The 17,513-nt window shown below is 56.7% G+C and carries 18 protein-coding genes; 10 read left to right on the top strand and 8 right to left on the bottom strand.

Going from position 1 to position 17,513, the window contains the following annotated elements:
- Positions 1 to 69 precede the first annotated feature (69 nt).
- The 6 genes from recA to SIB38_RS13390 all read left to right on the top strand — a co-directional run bounded on the left by recA (position 70) and on the right by SIB38_RS13390 (position 6,500).
- Positions 70 to 1,143 carry a recombinase RecA gene (gene recA, locus SIB38_RS13365; protein WP_294119266.1) on the top strand — a complete coding sequence of 358 codons (1,074 nt, stop codon included), beginning with the start codon at positions 70 to 72 and terminating at the stop codon, positions 1,141 to 1,143.
- A gap of 20 nt (positions 1,144 to 1,163) precedes the next feature.
- The gene (locus SIB38_RS13370) at positions 1,164 to 1,685 is read left to right on the top strand and encodes an MOSC domain-containing protein (protein ID WP_412550355.1); all 522 of its coding nucleotides are present in this window, start codon (positions 1,164 to 1,166) and stop codon (positions 1,683 to 1,685) included.
- 131 nt (positions 1,686 to 1,816) lie between these two features.
- Entirely contained in the window at positions 1,817 to 4,489 is a 2,673-nt protein-coding gene (alaS, locus tag SIB38_RS13375; protein WP_412550356.1) for an alanine--tRNA ligase, read from the top strand.
- A 78-nt stretch (positions 4,490 to 4,567) separates the two neighbouring features.
- Positions 4,568 to 4,855: a DUF1330 domain-containing protein gene (locus SIB38_RS13380; protein WP_164642773.1), complete on the top strand. Its 288-nt coding sequence runs from the start codon at positions 4,568 to 4,570 to the stop codon at positions 4,853 to 4,855.
- Positions 4,848 to 5,477: a hypothetical protein gene (locus tag SIB38_RS13385; RefSeq protein WP_294119274.1), complete on the top strand. Its 630-nt coding sequence runs from the start codon at positions 4,848 to 4,850 to the stop codon at positions 5,475 to 5,477. The genes SIB38_RS13380 and SIB38_RS13385 overlap by 8 nt, the downstream gene beginning before the upstream one ends.
- Positions 5,478 to 5,717: 240 nt before the next feature.
- On the top strand, positions 5,718 to 6,500 hold the full coding sequence (locus SIB38_RS13390; RefSeq protein WP_294119276.1) for a class II glutamine amidotransferase: 783 nt from the start codon (positions 5,718 to 5,720) through the stop codon (positions 6,498 to 6,500).
- Between the two features lie 65 nt (positions 6,501 to 6,565).
- Here SIB38_RS13390 and SIB38_RS13395 read toward each other — a convergent pair whose 3' ends face one another.
- From SIB38_RS13395 to SIB38_RS13415, 5 genes are all read right to left on the bottom strand, one after another.
- Entirely contained in the window at positions 6,566 to 7,423 is an 858-nt protein-coding gene (locus tag SIB38_RS13395; protein ID WP_412550357.1) for a hypothetical protein, read from the bottom strand.
- 107 nt (positions 7,424 to 7,530) lie between these two features.
- A complete protein-coding gene (gene typA, locus SIB38_RS13400) occupies positions 7,531 to 9,348 on the bottom strand; it encodes a translational GTPase TypA (RefSeq protein WP_412550358.1) in 1,818 nt (605 codons plus the stop codon).
- 70 nt (positions 9,349 to 9,418) lie between these two features.
- Positions 9,419 to 9,754, bottom strand: a complete 336-nt coding sequence (locus SIB38_RS13405) for a DMT family transporter (protein ID WP_294119280.1) — start codon at positions 9,752 to 9,754, stop codon at positions 9,419 to 9,421.
- A gap of 15 nt (positions 9,755 to 9,769) precedes the next feature.
- Positions 9,770 to 10,327, bottom strand: a complete 558-nt coding sequence (locus SIB38_RS13410; RefSeq protein ID WP_412550359.1) for a YitT family protein — start codon at positions 10,325 to 10,327, stop codon at positions 9,770 to 9,772.
- A 202-nt stretch (positions 10,328 to 10,529) separates the two neighbouring features.
- Positions 10,530 to 11,744, bottom strand: a complete 1,215-nt coding sequence (locus tag SIB38_RS13415) for an NADP-dependent isocitrate dehydrogenase (RefSeq protein ID WP_294119284.1) — start codon at positions 11,742 to 11,744, stop codon at positions 10,530 to 10,532.
- Positions 11,745 to 11,963: 219 nt separating this feature from the next.
- Here SIB38_RS13415 and SIB38_RS13420 point away from each other — a divergent pair, with 219 nt between their 5' ends.
- Positions 11,964 to 13,790: a glycerophosphodiester phosphodiesterase family protein gene (locus SIB38_RS13420; RefSeq protein ID WP_412550360.1), complete on the top strand. Its 1,827-nt coding sequence runs from the start codon at positions 11,964 to 11,966 to the stop codon at positions 13,788 to 13,790.
- 232 nt (positions 13,791 to 14,022) lie between these two features.
- Positions 14,023 to 14,340, top strand: coding sequence for a hypothetical protein (locus SIB38_RS13425; protein ID WP_412550361.1), 318 nt, complete (start codon positions 14,023 to 14,025; stop codon positions 14,338 to 14,340).
- A gap of 1 nt (position 14,341) precedes the next feature.
- Here the strand turns inward: SIB38_RS13425 and SIB38_RS13430 are convergent, their stop codons facing one another.
- The 3 genes from SIB38_RS13430 to SIB38_RS13440 are packed head-to-tail and all read right to left on the bottom strand — an operon-like array spanning position 14,342 to position 15,818.
- Positions 14,342 to 14,923 carry an HD domain-containing protein gene (locus SIB38_RS13430; RefSeq protein ID WP_294119290.1) on the bottom strand — a complete coding sequence of 194 codons (582 nt, stop codon included), beginning with the start codon at positions 14,921 to 14,923 and terminating at the stop codon, positions 14,342 to 14,344.
- A complete protein-coding gene (locus SIB38_RS13435) occupies positions 14,920 to 15,162 on the bottom strand; it encodes a hypothetical protein (protein WP_294119292.1) in 243 nt (80 codons plus the stop codon). The genes SIB38_RS13430 and SIB38_RS13435 overlap by 4 nt, the downstream gene beginning before the upstream one ends.
- Positions 15,162 to 15,818 (bottom strand): alpha/beta hydrolase, encoded by a 657-nt coding sequence (locus SIB38_RS13440; protein WP_294119293.1) that lies wholly within the window; start codon positions 15,816 to 15,818, stop codon positions 15,162 to 15,164. Before SIB38_RS13440 ends, SIB38_RS13435 begins: the two co-directional genes overlap by 1 nt.
- Positions 15,819 to 15,980: 162 nt before the next feature.
- Here SIB38_RS13440 and SIB38_RS13445 point away from each other — a divergent pair, with 162 nt between their 5' ends.
- On the top strand, positions 15,981 to 16,457 hold the full coding sequence (locus SIB38_RS13445; protein WP_294119294.1) for an Rrf2 family transcriptional regulator: 477 nt from the start codon (positions 15,981 to 15,983) through the stop codon (positions 16,455 to 16,457).
- Positions 16,454 to 17,488, top strand: coding sequence for a cysteine desulfurase family protein (locus SIB38_RS13450; RefSeq protein WP_412552046.1), 1,035 nt, complete (start codon positions 16,454 to 16,456; stop codon positions 17,486 to 17,488). Before SIB38_RS13445 ends, SIB38_RS13450 begins: the two co-directional genes overlap by 4 nt.
- The last annotated feature ends 25 nt before the right edge of the window (positions 17,489 to 17,513 follow it).

The raw sequence follows: 17,513 nt of genomic DNA on the forward strand, positions 1-17,513 counted from the left end.
TTGGAACAAGAGGTGAACACAGGCAGTGATTGCCGCCCGCGTGCGGGTGTGGAATAAGGAAGCAAGCAAATGGCAACGGCAGATCTTTTGACAATGACCTCCAAGAAATCCTCATCCCCTGACAAACAGAAGGCGCTGGACAGTGCGCTGGCCCAAATCGAGCGGCAGTTCGGCAAAGGCTCGATCATGAAGCTGGGCGCGGACAACCCCGCGCAAGAGATTGAAGCGACGTCAACTGGCTCGCTGAGCCTGGATATTGCGCTGGGGATTGGTGGTCTTCCCAAGGGACGGATCATCGAGATTTACGGCCCGGAAAGCTCCGGCAAAACCACGCTGACGCTGCATTGCATTGCTGAAGAGCAGAAAAAAGGCGGCGTCTGTGCCTTTGTGGATGCGGAACACGCGCTGGACCCTCAGTACGCCAACAAGCTGGGCGTGAACCTGGATGAGCTGCTGATTTCGCAGCCAGATACCGGCGAGCAAGCGCTGGAGATCACCGACACGTTGGTACGGTCTGGCGCAGTGAACATGGTTGTGGTCGATTCGGTGGCGGCGCTGACGCCGAAATCCGAACTCGAAGGCGACATGGGTGACAGCAACGTGGGTGTGCAGGCGCGTCTGATGAGTCAGGCGATGCGGAAACTGACCGGTTCGATCGCGCGCTCCAACTGTATGGTGATTTTCATCAACCAGATCCGGATGAAAATTGGCGTGATGTTTGGTTCGCCAGAGACCACAACCGGCGGTAACGCGCTGAAGTTCTACAGCTCTGTGCGTCTGGATATCCGCCGGATTGGCGCGATCAAGGATCGCGATGAGGTTGTTGGTAACGCAACTCGAGTGAAGGTGGTAAAGAACAAGGTGGCGCCACCGTTCAAACAGGTTGAGTTTGATATCCTGTACGGCGAGGGCATTTCCAAAATGGGTGAACTGCTTGATCTGGGTGTGAAGGCTGGTGTCGTCGAGAAATCCGGCAGCTGGTTCAGTTATGGCGACGAGCGGATCGGGCAGGGGCGTGCAAATGCCACCACCTTCCTGAAGGAAAACACTCGTATGGCGCTGGAAATCGAAGACAAGATCCGTGCCGCGCATGGGCTGGACTTTGACATGCCGCCCGGTGACGAAGAGTTGCTGGAAGATTGACGCTTTCTTCCGAAGATTTGATGCGGGCTTTGCCGCATGTGTTGGCCGCTCCGAAAGACGGGGCGGCCATTGCGCATTTGTGTCTGCGTCCAGCGCGCAATGAGCGCCAGTTTGTGGATGAAATCACGCTGACAAAAGCGCGGGGCATTCCTGGTGAGCGGTGGATGACGCAGCCGTGGTTGCGCACGGAGGATGGTGCGCCGCATCCGGGCATTCAGGTGTGCATCATTCCCCAACGTGTGCTGGATTTGGTGTGGACACCTGGCGCCGAGGTTTTGCACCCTGGTGATACCTTTGCAGCCGATATTGACACCTCAGAGGTGAACTTACCAACCGGTCAGGTACTGCAAGTTGGCTCTGCTGTGCTGCGTGTGTCGGAGGTGTTCAATGATGCCTGTGTGAAGTGGAAAGCGCGGTATGGACCGGCCGCTTATGACTGGATCCGCAATCCGGATCACCGCACGCTCCGGTTGCGGGGTATTTTGTGCAGCGTGGAACAGGATGGCGTGATCCGCACAGGGGATGTTTTGCACAAGGCTTGAGGGGCTTGACGGTTGGTCAGGTATGCATTTTGCCCAAGTCCCACTAGGTTAGGCGCATTGTCATGTGGACAGGCGCGCGTGGGGGTTATAAACCCGCTTCGATACCGAAACCCACGTTAAGAGATCTGCCCATGGCCAGCCTAAACGACATCCGGTCGACCTTTCTGAATTACTTTGCCAAGCAGGGCCACGAGGTGGTGGATTCCAGCCCGCTGGTGCCGCGCAATGACCCGACGCTGATGTTTGTGAACTCCGGCATGGTGCAGTTCAAAAACCTTTTCACCGGCGTTGAAAAGCGGGACTACAACCGCGCAACCACATCGCAGAAATGCGTGCGGGCCGGCGGCAAGCACAACGATCTGGACAACGTTGGCTACACAGCGCGTCACCACACGTTTTTTGAGATGCTCGGCAACTTCTCCTTTGGCGACTATTTCAAAGATGACGCGATCCCGTTTGCTTGGGAGCTGATCACCAAGGAATTCGATATCCCAAAGGACAAGCTCTACACGACGGTGTATCACACCGACGACGAAGCCTTTGAAATTTGGAAGAAAGTCGGAGTTCCGGAGGATCGTATCATTCGGATCGCGACCTCGGATAATTTCTGGCAGATGGGCCCTACGGGTCCATGTGGGCCTTGCACCGAAATCTTCTTTGATCACGGTGATCACATTTGGGGTGGACCTCCCGGCAGCCCGGAAGAAGACGGTGACCGGTTCATTGAGATCTGGAACGTGGTGTTCATGCAGAACGAGCAGTTCGAAGACGGCTCGATGACCGCGCTTGACATGCAGTCGATTGACACCGGCATGGGGCTGGAGCGGATTGGCGCGTTGCTGCAGGGCAGCCATGACAACTACGATACCGATCTGTTCAAAGCGCTGATTGAGGCGTCGGCCAATGTGACCTCGACCGATCCCTACGGGGAGCAGAATGTACATCACCGCGTCATTGCGGATCACCTGCGGTCTACGTCTTTCCTGATGGCGGACGGCGTGATGCCGTCCAACGATGGCCGTGGCTATGTGCTGCGCCGGATCATGCGTCGGGCGATGCGCCATGCGCATCTTTTGGGTGCGAAAGATCCCGTGATGCATCAGCTGGTGCCGTCTTTGGTTCAGCAGATGGGGCAGGCCTACCCTGAGTTGGGGCAGGCGCAGGCGTTGATCGAAGAGACGCTGAAGCAGGAAGAGACCAAGTTTAAGCAGACGCTGGACCGTGGTTTGAAGCTGCTGGACGACGAGCTGGATGGTTTGGAGGAAGGCGCGCCGCTGGCTGGTGAAGCTGCGTTCAAACTCTATGACACCTATGGCTTCCCGCTTGATCTGACTCAGGACGCGCTGCGCGAAAAGGGGCGTACCGTGGATACGGACGGTTTTGATGCGGCGATGGCCGAGCAGAAAGCCAAAGCACGTGCCGCCCACAAAGGCTCTGGCGATACCGCGGAGAATGCTGTTTGGTTTGATGTTGCGGATGAGACCGGATCGTCCGAGTTCCTCGGCTATGACACCGAGACTGCCGAAGGGCAGGTGCTGGCAGTCATGAAAGAAGGGGTGCTTGTGGATGCGCTGGCGGAAGGCGAAGAAGGCTGGCTGGTGATGAACCAGACGCCGTTTTATGCGGAAAGCGGTGGTCAGGTGGCGGACCATGGCCTGGTTGAGCGTTTGGAAAACCGCGATGAACTGGCGCATGTGTTCGAGGTGCAGAAGTTTGCCGATGGCAAGCTGATTGGGCATTTGGTCAAAGTCGCGCGCGGCACCATTTCCAAAGGGGACCCGGTGGCGATGATCGTGGATCACGCACGCCGCACGTCCATTCGCGCGAACCACTCCGCAACGCACTTGCTGCATGAAGCACTGCGCGAGGCGCTTGGCGATTACGTGGCACAGCGCGGCTCGCTGAATGCGGATGATCGCCTGCGATTTGACTTCAGCCACAACAAAGCGCTGAGCCCGGAAGAGTTGACCAAGGTTGGTTTGGACGTGAACGCGTATATCCGTCAGAACACGCCGGTGGAAACCCGTGTGATGACGCCGGATGATGCGCGTGAGATTGGCGCGCAGGCACTGTTTGGCGAGAAGTATGGCGACGAGGTGCGTGTTGTGTCCATGGGCCGCGCCAACACCGGCAAGGGTCACAACGGTGACACCTATTCCATCGAGCTTTGCGGCGGTACCCATGTGAAACAGACCGGCGACATTGGTGTGTTTGTGCTGCTTTCGGATAGCGCATCTTCGGCCGGTGTGCGCCGGATCGAGGCGCTGACCGGTGAGGTGGCCTTTGCACATCTGGAGCGTGAAGCCAAACGTGTGACCGAAGTGGCAGGCACACTCAAAGCGCAGCCTGGTGAGATTGTTGATCGCGTGAAGGCGCTGCTTGACGAGCGGAAAGAGCTGCAAAACGAAGTTGCGACGCTGCGCCGCGAATTGGCGATGTCTGGTGGCGCCGGGCAGGGCGCTGGCCCTGAGGCAAAAGAGATTAATGGCGTGAAGTTCTTTGCACAGGTGCTCTCTGGCGTGTCTGGTAAAGACCTGCCTCCGTTGATTGATGAGCACAAAGCACGACTGGAAAGCGGCGCGGTTCTATTGGTGGCGGACACCGATGGCAAAGTTGCCGTGGCGGCTGGCGTGACGGATGACCTCAAAGGCGATTTGAGTGCCGTCGATCTGGTACGTGCTGCCGTTGGCCCAATGGGTGGCAAAGGCGGCGGTGGTCGTCCAGATATGGCGCAAGGCGGCGCCAAAGATGCCTCCAAAGCAGACGAAGCCTTTGCCGCAGCTGAAGCGGTGATTGCAGGCTGACCATTTGGTCAAAATCTTCTTGGCCTGTCCGGCAATTCACGTAGAGTGTCGGGCAGGACAACAGTATTGGAGAGCCTAATGGGTGCGCTTTGGATTGCACATGTGACCGTGACTGATGCGGACGCTTACGGAAAATATGCGGAGCTGGCTGGTCCGGCGATTGCCAAACACGGTGGTGAGTTTATTGCCCGTGGCGGCAAATTTGTGCAGCTGGAAGGCAAAGAGCGGCCCCGTAATGTGGTAGCCCGTTTTCCGGATGTTGACACGGCGGTCGCTTGCTATCACAGCCCTGAGTATCAAGAGGCGCTAAATCATGCGCGCGGCGCAAGCGAGCGCGAGTTGATGGTTGTCGAGACTAGTGAATAGAACTGTTCTGGCCCTAGCAATGTGGTTGTGCGGCGCCAATTTTGGCGTCGCTGATACTGTTAAAGATGTAGCTATTGATGACATTCAGGGCCCCGCGACCCAGAGATTGCCGGTTGATGGATTTTGGTACCGTGGTCAGATTTATGACGAACCGGTCTATGCATCCGGTATAGCGATTGGAACTGAGTTGGTAGTGGTTGATGGCGGTCTTGCCATACCCACTGCGCCCGGTGGCTTGATTGCTCTAAATGCAAAAGTTCATACCAAACCTGGAATGTCAGCGCGTTTGCCGTCTACGGATTGGAGTGATTTCGATCTTACACCACGCCCGCTTGCTGTTTGGCTGGAAAAACCGGTTTGTCAGCTTGGCATAGAGTTCTGGGCAGAGGACCCAAAGCGGGAAACACAAAAAGGCATTTCCGTGGTTGTGCAGCTACTTGACGAACAAGGCGGCGTTCTTGGGCAGCGCAACTACAGGCATTTTGTTGGTCTTACGCGCGTGGGTTTTGATGCAACTGACATAGAAACAGACATAAAAGCTGTTCGCCTTCTTCCTGCCGCCAATACCGGCTTGGCAATTGTCGCTGTCAGAGCGCGGGCCTGCACTTTGCTTTTGGGTTAGGTGTCTGCTGTTTAGGGGGGGGGTAGGGCTGAGGCTGAATTTGAAGGTTTGGCCGATAAGCACGCGGCAAATTTCGCTTTTTGGATAGAATGTTTTGAATATTGGGTAAGAAATAGGAGGCTGTTCTGTCTTTTGGTGCTGTGTAGGGCTTTTTTCCCGTTTTGCTCTCGCGTATATGATCGTGAAATCTGGTGGCCTATTCGTATTGATTAGGGCGCCGCAGGCTAGGAGCTTAATCAGATGTGTCGTTGGGCCGCCTATATTGGGGCACCGTGTTATTTAGAAGATGTTGTGACGCGGCCAGATCACTCGTTGATCCAGCAAAGCATGCAAGCGACAGAGTGCAAAACCCAGACCAACGGCGACGGCGTTGGTTTGGCGTGGTATGGCAGCCGGCAAGAACCAGGGCTGTATCGGGACATTTTGCCAGCGTGGTCTGACCCGAACTTGAGGTCGCTTACGGCACAGGTCGAGTCCGGGCTGTTTCTGGCGCATGTGCGGGCCTCCACTGGCACCGCCACCAGCCGCAACAACTGTCATCCATTTGCGGTGGGGCGGTGGTCTTTTATGCACAACGGTCAGGTTGGTGGGTTTGAGACCTTTCGACGGCGCGCGGATATGTTGATCCCGGATGAGCTGTATCCAGAGCGCAAGGGGGCGACGGACAGTGAGGTGTTGTTCCTCATGGGGTTGACCGAAGGCATGGATGACCATCCAAAAGAATCCATGCAGATTGCCGTGGGCATCCTGGAGCGCATGAGCCGCGAGCGGGGCACCACGCCGCATATGCGGCTGGCAGCGGCATTTAGTGATGGCGACACGCTGTATGCCATTCGATACGCCTCCGACAATCGTGCGCCGACTGTGTACCATCGCGCCAGCGACACTCGCAGCGGCCGCGCTGTGGTGAGTGAGCCTTTGGTGGAGGCGGAAGATGGCTGGGAAGCCATACCGGCCGGATCGTTCTGTCGGTTCCACAAGGATGGCAGCTATGAGATTGAGCCGTTCCGGCCGCTCACTTGATGATTTCAGCTGGCAATACTTAACTAGGGCATCAGTTTTGCAGGTATTGCCAGCCGCTGTTTGTTTTAGAAATCGCCGTTGCTGCGAATATTGGTCGCCCGGTCGCCAAAGGTTTCCTTGACAGAGTCTGTGTCCGCCAAAACCGTGCCTTGTGCCAAGATCTTTATGGAGTGATCCGTGGCGCGCCAGCGTGACTGTTTAAACCCATCGGCTAGTGCCAGACCAAATGGCATGCCCGCAGCCCAGTTCTTGAGAAACAAAGGGAATTCGATTGTCGAGTTTGTGTTGACAGCGATGGCGCCGGCGCCAACGGAAAAGCCGGCATCAACCATTTCTTCCGCCAAGGCCGCGCCGTAGCAGGCGGTTGTATAGAACATGCGCAGTCGATCGTCTGCGTTCAGGCCATCAATGGCCGCGCAGATGTCAGAGCGGGTGACATAACCTCCGCCCATGGAGTATTTTGTGCCCCCTCCTTCCTTTTCAACTCCATGCCCGTGCCAGATTAAGTCGACCTCATCTACATCAGCGTCAGAAAGTGCGTCACCAAGCGTTTCGGTAAGCTCGGTAAGGGTTGCTCCAGACCCGGTTACCGTAAGGATGCGATCATAGGCGACTCGGCAGATCGCGTAAGGCAGGGCAATGCCGGATTTTTCAATGAAACCGTAGAGACGTTCTTTGATCTTCTTGTTTTCGTTTTCCTCAATAAATTCGGAAAAAACGACAAGGACCCTCTCATGGCGGCGCACAATTCGCTCTTCACGTCGCCTTAAACTTGGACCTTCCTCGACGACACGCTTCATACTTTCTTGGCCTTCGTCCATCAGATCATTGTAGGTGCCAACAGCATTGGCCAGTCGAATTTTTCGCCGCTCACGCCTGTCTTGACGGCGTTGCTTGATTTTGTCTTTGCTTAAAAATCCCATAGTACCCTCAGAAATCGAAAAAATAAAAAACAGGCAGAACCCGCGTGGGAACTCTGCCTGTTCTTTTGTAATTCGATCAATTCCGGGAATCCGGAAGCAGGACGCTCTTAGTTTTGTTTGGACATCCGCTTGCGCTCGTGCGGGTCCAGGTAGCGTTTGCGCAGACGCACTGTGTTTGGTGTGACTTCCACCAGTTCGTCGTCGTTGATGTAGGCGATGGCCTCTTCCAGAGACAGCGTCATGGGCGTTGTCAGGCGTACCGCTTCATCAGAACCAGACGCGCGCACGTTGGTGAGCTTCTTGCCTTTCAGCGGGTTCACTTCGAGGTCGTTGTCACGAGAGTGCTCGCCGATGATCATGCCGGTGTAGACGTCGGCCTGGGCGCCAATCATCATCTTGCCGCGGTCTTCGAGGTTCCAAAGGGCGTAGGCCACAGACTGGCCGTTCTCCATGGAGATCAGCACACCTGCGCGACGGCCGGGGATGGCACCTTTGTATTCGGTCCAGCCGTGGAACACGCGGTTCAGAACGCCGGTGCCGCGGGTGTCGGTGAGGAACTCGCCGTGGTAGCCGATCAGGCCACGCGAGGGCACGTGGGCGATGATGCGGGTTTTGCCAGCACCAGCTGGGCGCATTTCAACCAACTCGCCTTTGCGGGAGCCTGTGAGCTTCTCGATGACTGCGCCGGAGTATTCGTCATCCACGTCGATGGTGGCTTCTTCGACTGGTTCCATGCGGACACCGTTTTCTTCGCGCATGATCACCTGTGGACGGGAGATCGACAGCTCAAAGCCTTCGCGGCGCATGTTTTCGATCAGAACGCCCATCTGCAGTTCGCCACGGCCGGAAACCTCAAAGGCTTCGCCACCGGGGGTGTCTGCGATTTTGATCGCCACGTTGGACTCGGCCTCTTTGTAAAGGCGGTCGCGGATCACGCGGGACTGAACCTTTTTGCCGTCACGGCCCGCCAGCGGGCTGTCGTTGATGCCAAAGGTCACGGTGATGGTTGGTGGATCGATTGGCTGTGCTTCCAGCGGCTCGTCTACGGCCAGCGCACAGATGGTGTCTGCCACGGTGGCTTTGGCCATACCTGCGATAGAGACGATGTCGCCAGCTTGCGCTTCTTCGATGTCTTGCTGGGCGAGGCCACGGAAGGCTTGGATCTTAGTGACGCGGAACTGTTCGATTTTCTGGCCAATGCGGGAGATCGCCTGAACAGTGGCGCCCACTTTCAAGGTGCCGGATTCCACACGGCCGGTCAGGATGCGGCCCACAAATGGGTCGGACCCCAAAGTGGTGGCCAGCATGCGGAAGTCATCTTCTTGCTGGTGAACCTGTTTTGGCTCCGGCACGTGGTTCACAATCAGGTTGAACAGCGCGTGCAGGTCCTGACGTGGGCCGTCGAGTTCTGCATCTGCCCAGCCGTTGCGGCCGGAAGCGTACATGTGTGGAAAGTCGAGTTGGTCGTCGTTGGCATCCAGAGAGGCAAAAAGGTCAAAGCACTCATCCAATGCGCGATCAGGTTCGGCGTCTGGTTTGTCCACTTTGTTCAGCACCACAATGGGTCGCAGGCCCAGAGCCAAGGCCTTGGAGGTCACAAACTTGGTCTGAGGCATTGGGCCTTCGGCGGCGTCCACTAGCAGAACCACACCGTCGACCATGCTCAGGATGCGCTCAACCTCGCCACCGAAGTCGGCGTGGCCTGGGGTGTCCACGATGTTGATGCGGGTGCCTTTCCATTCCACGGAGGTTGGCTTGGCAAAGATCGTGATGCCGCGTTCGCGCTCCAGATCGTTGCTGTCCATGGCGCGTTCCGCCACTTCCTGGTTTTCCCGGAATGCGCCCGACTGTTTCAGCAGCTCGTCCACGAGCGTGGTTTTGCCGTGGTCAACGTGGGCGATGATGGCGATATTGCGAAGATCCATAAGGGCAGCCTTTCCTGTTCGCGCTCGCCCTAACGTGGGTTGTGGCAAAAGGCCAGCCCTTTAATGCCAGTTAGTGAACGGCGGTCTTGGAAAACAGGTTGATCACGAGGATTCCGGCTACAATCAGCCCCATTCCGAGGATCGCGGCTAGATCAAGTTTTTGACCAAAGGCGAAATAAGCGATGATCGAGATCGAAATGATACCCAAGCCGGACCAGACCGCATAGGTGATGCCAACGGGCAGATAGCGTAGGGTTTGCGCCATCATGTAGAAGGCGAGGCCATAACCGATCACCACGATGATTGAGGGAATGGGCTTGGTGAATTGCTGACTGGCCTGCAGCGCAGCGGTGCCGATGGTTTCAAACACAACGGCGACCAGAAGGATCAGATAGGCTTTGGGCATACGCGTCCCTGGAGGTTAGCGCGCGATATAGCGATCGCGCCGGTGATTTGTTGCGATCATAATATTGGTAATCGCGGCACCGACGAGCGAGAAGACGACCGCGTTGAGGTCAAAAAACGACAAGGCCAGACCAAAGACCAGCACGTCAAAGCCAAGTTGGACCCAACCTGCTTTGATGCCTTTGGCGTCCTGCAGCCACACGGCCACGATGCCGACACCGCCAAGGGTGGCGCCGTGGCGGAACAGGACGATGAGGCCTGCGCCGGCGGTCACGCCTGCGAGTGCTGCGCCAAGCAGTGGATGGACGTTTGTCAGGGTAAAAAACTGAGGCAGGATTGCGCTCCAGACAGAAAGAAGACCTACGGCGGCGAAAGTTTTGAGCGTAAAAGCCAGCCCCATGCGAAGATAGGCGATGAGATAAAATGGCAAGTTCATCAAAAAGAATACGGAGCCAAAGCTCATACCCGTTGCCTTAGCCGTGACCAGAGAGAGGCCGGCAATTTGACCTGTGAAGAGATCGCATGCCTGCAGGAACTCTACCGCAAGGGAGACAAGAAGTGTGCCAACGATCAACCCTTGAATGTCGTCAAAAGGGCTGTGTTTATCAGGGCTTGGGGATTCAATAAAACTTACCATGTGTAGGATTTGCCGCAGCGCAGCGAAGCTGTCTAGAGGGGGCGGCGCAAGGCCGCTATGCGCTGGGGGTCTACCTGACGGATGGTGAAGATGGTCCTAAGGCGCGCCACTCGCGCCTTAGGACAAAGTGTCTCATCGCTTATCCGGCGAGCGCTTTGTTGAGGTTTTCGTCAATCTTCTCAAGGAAGCCCATGGTGGTGAGCCAGCCTTGATCCGGGCCAACCAGCAGAGCCAGATCTTTGGTCATGTAACCGCCTTCGACGGTTTCGATGATCACCCGCTCGAGGGTTTCAGCAAAGGCGCGCAGGGCAATGTTGTTGTCCAGCTTCGCGCGGTGCTTCAGGCCGCCAGTCCAGGCGTAGATCGATGCGATGGAGTTGGTGGAGGTGGCTTCGCCTTTTTGGTGCTGGCGATAGTGACGGGTCACGGTGCCGTGGGCCGCCTCGGCCTCCACAATCTTTCCATCTGGCGTCATCAGTTGCGAGGTCATCAGGCCAAGCGAGCCAAAACCTTGTGCCACAGTGTCGGACTGTACGTCGCCGTCGTAGTTCTTGCAGGCCCAGACAAATTTGCCGTTCCACTTCATGGCGCAGGCGACCATGTCGTCGATCAGCCGGTGTTCATACCAGATGCCGGCGGCTTTGAATTTTTCTTCGAACTCTTCCTCATAGACCTTTTGGAACAGGTCTTTGAAACGGCCGTCATAGGCTTTCAGGATGGTGTTCTTGGTAGAGAGGTACACCGGCCACCCGAGGTTCAGGCCGTAGTTGAGCGAGGCGCGGGCAAAGTCGATGATGGAGCTGTCGAGGTTGTACATCGCCTGATAGACACCGGCGGACGGTGCATCGTAGACCTCTTTCTCGATCACAGTGCCGTCTTCACCAACAAATTTCATGGTCAGCTTACCAGCGCCCGGGAAGGTGAAGTCGGTGGCTTTGTACTGATCGCCAAAGGCGTGACGACCCACCACGATGGGGGAGGTCCAGCCGGGCACAAGGCGCGGCACGTTGCGACAGATGATTGGCTGGCGGAACACCACACCGCCGAGGATGTTGCGGATGGTGCCGTTGGGGGAGCGCCACATTTTTTTGAGGCCAAACTCTTCCACCCGCTGCTCATCGGGCGTGATGGTGGCGCATTTCACGGCCACACCAATCTCTTTGGTCTTCTCCGCGGCGTCGATGGTGATCTGGTCTTCGGTGCGGTCCCGCTCTTCGATGCCCAGATCGTAGTAAAGCAGGTCGAGATCGAGATAAGGCAGGATCAATTTGTCCTTGATGAACTGCCACATAATGCGAGTCATTTCATCGCCGTCCATTTCGACGATGGGGTTGTCCACTTTGATCTTGGTCATGGGGGTCTCCTGTGAACCGAGTCGTATTTGGCGCCTGTCCTAAGGCAATTCAGTCTCGTTGGGAAGGCTTTGTATGCGATTGTATACAGTTTAAATTGGGCGCGAATTTTTGTTGCGTGAAACGTAGCATGACAATTGTTTTTGACAAAATGTCGCGGGTTCTCGACCACAATGCTAGATGCCGTTAGGGTCACGTTAAACGGGTGTTGGAGTGTGGCTGTGAAACAGGCGATAGCAGAGGTGGTGCGGTGTTTTGAAGTGGCCTGGCGTTTGCGCTGGCCGTTTATCCAGTCGCATCTGGTGTTTAATATCTTGTTGGCGGCGGCCTTTGCGCCCTTGATGGCGGCTACGGTGCATCTGGCGCTGACGTTTTCCGGCAAACCGGCGTTGGCGGATTTTGACATCGCGGTGTTCTTGCTCTCTCCAGTGGGCTTTGTCGCCGGATTGGTGATTGCAGGCCTGGCGCTCGTGCTGCTGACGCTGGATGTGTCGTTCATGATGGCGGTGGCATTGCGGGATCGGGCTGGGAAATCCCATGGATTCCTGGATGGCGTGGCGATGGTTCTGCCGCGTATACCGGCCGTGCTTGGACTGGCGATGCAGTTTTGTTTGCGGCTGCTGGTGATGTGCCTGCCGTTCTTGGCAATTTGCGGATTGGCTTTTGTCACATGGATGACGGACTACGACATCAACTACTACCTCAGTTTTCATCCGCCGGAGTTTGTTCAGACCGTGGTGGTTTGCGGGATCGCATTGGCGGTGATGGTGGCATTGGTTCTCTGGCGCACATTGGGTTGGGTGTTGGCTTTGCCTCTGGTCGTATTTGACGGGCAGCGGGCAGGGGCGGCTTTGCGGGAAAGCCAGTCCCGGATGGCGGGACGCAGGGTGACGTTCCTTGTGCGCTTGGCAATTTGGGCCGCGCTGGGGGCGGTGATTGGCGGTGCGGTGTTGTTTGTGGTTGGCGCGATCATACAGTTTGGTCTGCATTTTGTGCCGTTTGGCCTCAAAGGCCTGGCTGCGTTTTTGTTTCTGTCCACCGGACTGTGGGCGGGGTTGAACCTCGTTTTGACATCTTTCACCACCGGTGCCTTGGCCGTGGCCTTCATGGGGTTTGCGGGCTGGCCAGACGCGGGAGAGAAGCGCGAAGTGCCCAAAGGGGTGCTGACCGGCGTGGTCGCGGTGGCGGCACTTGTGACCGTGTTGGGCGGCTTTGGTATCGCAGAGTTGGTCAAAGTAGATCAGGATCGGCCTGTGGCGGTGATTGCCCATCGTGGCGCCTCTGGAGCGGCACCTGAAAACACCATGGCGGCGGTCACACGCGCGGTGGAGGATCAGTCGGATTGGGTTGAGATTGACGTTCAGGAAACTGTCGCTGGTGCGGTGGTTGTGGTGCATGACAGCGATTTCATGAAGGTTGCGGGCAACCCCTTGAAGATCTGGGATGCGACTTTGGCGGACCTAGAGGCAATCGACATTGGCAGCTGGTTTGATCCAGCTTTTGCGGCCGAGCGCACAGCCACCCTTGAGCAGGTTTTGCTGGCGGCAAAAGACAAGTCAGGTGTGGTGATCGAGTTGAAATACTACGGCCATGACGAGGATTTGGAGCAGAGGGTGATCGACATCGTTGAAGCCACAGACATGGTGGATCAAGTGAAGATCATGTCGTTGAAAACCGATGCCGTAGCAAAGATGCGAAAGCTGCGCCCTGAGTGGAATGTCGGGCTGCTTGCTTCGGCGTCGTTGGGCAACATGTGGGATCTGGATGTGGACTTCCTGGCCGTGAACAGCGCCACCATGTCTCGCCAACTGGTGCGCGGCTCCCATGACGTGGGCAAAGAGGTCTACGTGTGGACGGTGAACGATGCGCTGTCGATGTCGGGTATGTTGTCTTTTGGCGTGGACGGGTTGATCACCGACGAGCCGGCGCTGGCGCGGCAAGTTTTGGCGGATCGCAAAACGTTGAGCGGTGTGGAGCGGTTAGTGCTTGGTCTGGCGGGGCGGATTGGGTTGGATGTGCCGCATCGAGGTGACGATGAGGTGCAATAATCTGATTGCCGCGATTAGTGCGATTTTTGTTTTGTGTGAACCGGTTACGGCGCAGGTCTCAAGTGAGGGGCTAGGCTGGTCTGCGAAAGTTGAAGTCTGGCGGCATAGCCGATTGCAAGCGCTGCGCGAGGAGGACCCTACGGCCTTGGGGCCTTTCACGACGGACGGGTGTTCCGGTGGAATGTCGGCGGCGTGGGGCGCGATGGCGCGCACTTTTCCATGGTTTGCGCGAGTGTTCGAGCATGAGGCGCCCTGGCATGACTGCTGTGTGGTGCATGACCAAGCGTATCATCTGGGTGGTGAGACTGCGGATGCAGAAAAAGGATTTTTTGCGCGGCTGAAGGCGGACGAAGAGCTGCGCATTTGCGTGCAGGGCGTGGCGGATGCACAGGCAGAGGCCTTGGCCCTTCAATATGATGGCACATCAGAAGATGTCACGGCTGCAATCTATTTTGTGGCCGATCGCATGTATGAGGCGGTTCGAGTGGGCGGTTTGCCGTGCTCGGGTCTGCCGTGGCGATGGGGCTATGGGTGGCCTCAATGTTTCTAAGTTAGCCGTTTTCGGAAAACCATTTGGCAATGCGCGCTTTGAGATGCTCCCAAATCGCAGGAGCGCCTTTGGCAACTTTCCAGCCAACACGATCTTCAAGCTGTTCGCGCGTGACGTTGTATTCCGGCCAGGTACCGCCATTGGTTTCAAGATTTCCAATCACCGGCTGCACACGGTCGATGCTTTTGGCAAAAACGGCGTCGTCGCTCTCTGCGGCTTCAAACTCATTCCATAGGGCGCGGAGTTCGACGGCTTGATCGTCTGGCAGAAGGCCAAAGATCCGGTCTGCCGCTGCACTTTCCGCTGCTTCCATGGCGGTAATGTCATGATCGCCGTGGATTGGGCTGTCACCAACATCAATCTCTACCAGATCATGGATCAGCAACATGCGGATCACGCGATCCAGATTAATGTCCTTGTTGGCATGTTCAGACAGGATCAGCGCATAGAGTGCTATGTGCCAGCTGTGGCTGCCGCTGTCTTCCTTGCGGTGTCCGTCAAGCACATTGGTGGCGCGGTAGACAGATTTGAGCTTATCGGCTTCGGTCAGGAAGGCGATTTGTGCAGCGAGGCGGTCGCTCATTCTTTGGTCTCGGCAGCTTTTGCGGCGCGGGCTTCTTTAACCTTGTTGATCAGAAAAGCCCGGCCTTTTTCTTCGGACATGCGCATACGCACTTCGGTGAGATAGGCTTCTTCCAGTGACTGGGAAGAGGCCCCGAGCACCGCGCTGACTTCCATGAAGAGACGCTCGTCGCCCAGTTCTTTCTGGGCTTTGAGCGTGTCTTCGGCAAGTTTTGAGGCCAGCGCGTCCAGCGTGCTCATTAGCGGCTGTTCTCGGTCAGACGGCGTTTCACATAGTCGGTGACCGTGCCGGTCATCTGATCCATGTATTCGTCTGTTTCAAAGAAGTGGCCAGAGCCTTCGATCTCCGTGTGGGTGATCGTGATGCCTTTTTGCTCATGCAGCTTGTTCACCAGCGAGTGCGTGTCCGCCGGTGGGGCGACCCGGTCGGCGGTGCCATTCAGGATAAGACCGGAACTTGGGCAGGGCGCCAGGAACGAGAAGTCGTACATGTTGGCTGGCGGGGCCACCGAAATGAAGCCGGTGATTTCCGGACGGCGCATCAGAAGCTGCATGCCGATCCACGCACCAAAGGAGAAGCCCGCAACCCAGCAGTGTTTGGAGTTGGTGTTCATCGACTGCAGGTAATCAAGCGCGGAGGCCGCATCAGACAGTTCGCCAACACCTTGATCATATTCGCCCTGGGAGCGGCCCACGCCACGGAAGTTGAACCGCAGAACGGTGAAGCCCATGTTGTAGAAGGCGTAGTGCAGGTTGTAGACAACCTTGTTGTTCATGGTGCCGCCAAATTGCGGGTGCGGATGCAGCACAATCGCGATCGGCGCGTCTTTTTCTTTTTGTGGATGATAGCGGCCTTCGAGGCGGCCTTCTGGTCCCGGAAAAATCACCTCAGGCATATTTGTCGCTTTTCTCCCTTAAAAGGTATGAACCAATTCTTGACGAATTTGCTCTGTCACCTTAGAACGCTTCTAAATAGTTAAACGGCTTTTGGGGCCGTTGCGGTTCTAGCGACTTAAGCACATGCATGGCTGAGGTCAATCAATTCGAAGGGGTGTATCATGAAACTGTCGACAAAAGGCCGCTATGCTGTGGTTGCTTTGGCAGATATTGCGCTGCAGCCGCCGGAAGATCTCGTGAGTTTGAGTGAAATCTCCAAACGACAGAGCATTTCGTTACCGTATTTGGAGCAGTTGTTTGTAAAGCTGCGCAGGGCTGAGCTTGTGGTTTCTGTTCGCGGCCCGGGTGGTGGATACCGCTTGGCACGTCCAAAGTCCGAGATTCGGGTTGCGGATATTCTGGCCGCTGTGGATGAAACGGTGTCGGCGCTGCACACAGGGGCAGGGGCCAGTGGTGGATCAAGTGGGTCCCGCGCGCAGTCGATGGCAAACCGCCTTTGGGAAGGGCTGTCGGCGCATGTTTATGTGTTCCTGCACCAAACACGTCTGTCCGATATTGTGGAGAACGACTTGGCGCCATGCCCAGCTGTGCCCACATTGTTTTCTGTGGTTGATGAAGTGGCGGACGAAGACGCCTGATGCGGGCCTACTTGGATCATAACGCAACAACCCCACTGCGCCTTGAGGCGCGGGAGGCGATGATTGCGGCGATGGATGTTTATGGCAACCCGTCCTCTGTCCACTCGGAAGGGCGCAAAGCCAAGTCCGTTCTTGAACGTGCGCGCGGAGATATTGCTTCTGCCTTTGGCGCGGATGGGGCGGATGTGATCTTCACTAGCAGTGCCACGGAGTCTGCGGCTTTGGCGCTGGCGGGTCGCAAGTTGCATGCGGCAGACGTCGAACATGATGCGGTGAATGCCTGGACGCAGAACGATTTGGCAGTCGATGCTGCGGGGGCGATCAAAATCGAAGATCCGGCAGCGAGCTGTGTGCAGTTGGCAAATTCTGAGACCGGAGTGGTCCAAACCTTGCTGGAAGGCGTAGCCGTCAGTGATATGACGCAAGCGTTTGGCAAGCTGCCGGTGGCGTTTAACTGGACAGGTGCGCAGATGGCGCTGATCTCGGCGCATAAGCTGGGTGGGCCAAAAGGCATTGGGGCTTTGGTGGTGAAACGGGGCACCGACGTGCCAGCGCAGCTTTTGGGCGGTGGTCAAGAAATGGGACGTCGTGCGGGCACAGAAAACGTGATTGGCGCCGCGGGATTTGCTGCTGCTGCCAAAGCAGCAGCGCAAGACTTGGCCGATGGTGTTTGGGATCGGGTTGCACAGCTGCGCGATTTGCTGGAAGAGAGGCTGACCGCTGAGGCGCCGGAGGCCATTATCGTTGGCAAAGGCGTTAAGCGGCTTCCCAACACAACGGCAGTTGCGGTGCCGAGCTGGAAGGGTGAAACGCAGGTCATGCAGATGGATCTGGCAGGTTTTGCGATTTCTGCCGGGTCGGCTTGCTCTTCAGGCAAGGTGCGCGCCAGCAAAGTGCTGACCGCGATGGGATTTGATGAGATGACGGCAGCAAGCGCCATTCGGGTGAGCTTGGGGCCACAAACGAGCGAACAGGACGTCATGGGTTTTGCCGATAAGTGGCTGGCTCAGATGAATAAACACCGCGCGTGAGCGCAAAACGAAGACAGGAGACGCA

Origin of the sequence: Shimia sp. MIT910701, from assembly GCF_047126315.1 — a bacterium.
GTDB lineage: Bacteria > Pseudomonadota > Alphaproteobacteria > Rhodobacterales > Rhodobacteraceae > Shimia.

Bases quoted from the DNA above. Each gene is read 5' to 3' on its own strand.
- SIB38_RS13395 (WP_412550357.1), bottom strand. From the start codon at position 7,423: ATGGGATTTTTAAGCAAAGACAAAATCAAGCAACGCCGTCAAGACAGG.
- SIB38_RS13415 (WP_294119284.1), bottom strand. From the start codon at position 11,744: ATGACCAAGATCAAAGTGGACAACCCCATCGTCGAAATGGACGGCGAT.
- typA (WP_412550358.1), bottom strand. From the start codon at position 9,348: ATGGATCTTCGCAATATCGCCATCATCGCCCACGTTGACCACGGCAAA.
- SIB38_RS13390 (WP_294119276.1), top strand. From the start codon at position 5,718: ATGTGTCGTTGGGCCGCCTATATTGGGGCACCGTGTTATTTAGAAGAT.
- alaS (WP_412550356.1), top strand. From the start codon at position 1,817: ATGGCCAGCCTAAACGACATCCGGTCGACCTTTCTGAATTACTTTGCC.
- SIB38_RS13440 (WP_294119293.1), bottom strand. From the start codon at position 15,818: ATGCCTGAGGTGATTTTTCCGGGACCAGAAGGCCGCCTCGAAGGCCGC.
- SIB38_RS13380 (WP_164642773.1), top strand. From the start codon at position 4,568: ATGGGTGCGCTTTGGATTGCACATGTGACCGTGACTGATGCGGACGCT.
- SIB38_RS13435 (WP_294119292.1), bottom strand. From the start codon at position 15,162: ATGAGCACGCTGGACGCGCTGGCCTCAAAACTTGCCGAAGACACGCTC.
- SIB38_RS13430 (WP_294119290.1), bottom strand. From the start codon at position 14,923: ATGAGCGACCGCCTCGCTGCACAAATCGCCTTCCTGACCGAAGCCGAT.
- SIB38_RS13445 (WP_294119294.1), top strand. From the start codon at position 15,981: ATGAAACTGTCGACAAAAGGCCGCTATGCTGTGGTTGCTTTGGCAGAT.
- recA (WP_294119266.1), top strand. From the start codon at position 70: ATGGCAACGGCAGATCTTTTGACAATGACCTCCAAGAAATCCTCATCC.
- SIB38_RS13405 (WP_294119280.1), bottom strand. From the start codon at position 9,754: ATGCCCAAAGCCTATCTGATCCTTCTGGTCGCCGTTGTGTTTGAAACC.
- SIB38_RS13370 (WP_412550355.1), top strand. From the start codon at position 1,164: ATGCGGGCTTTGCCGCATGTGTTGGCCGCTCCGAAAGACGGGGCGGCC.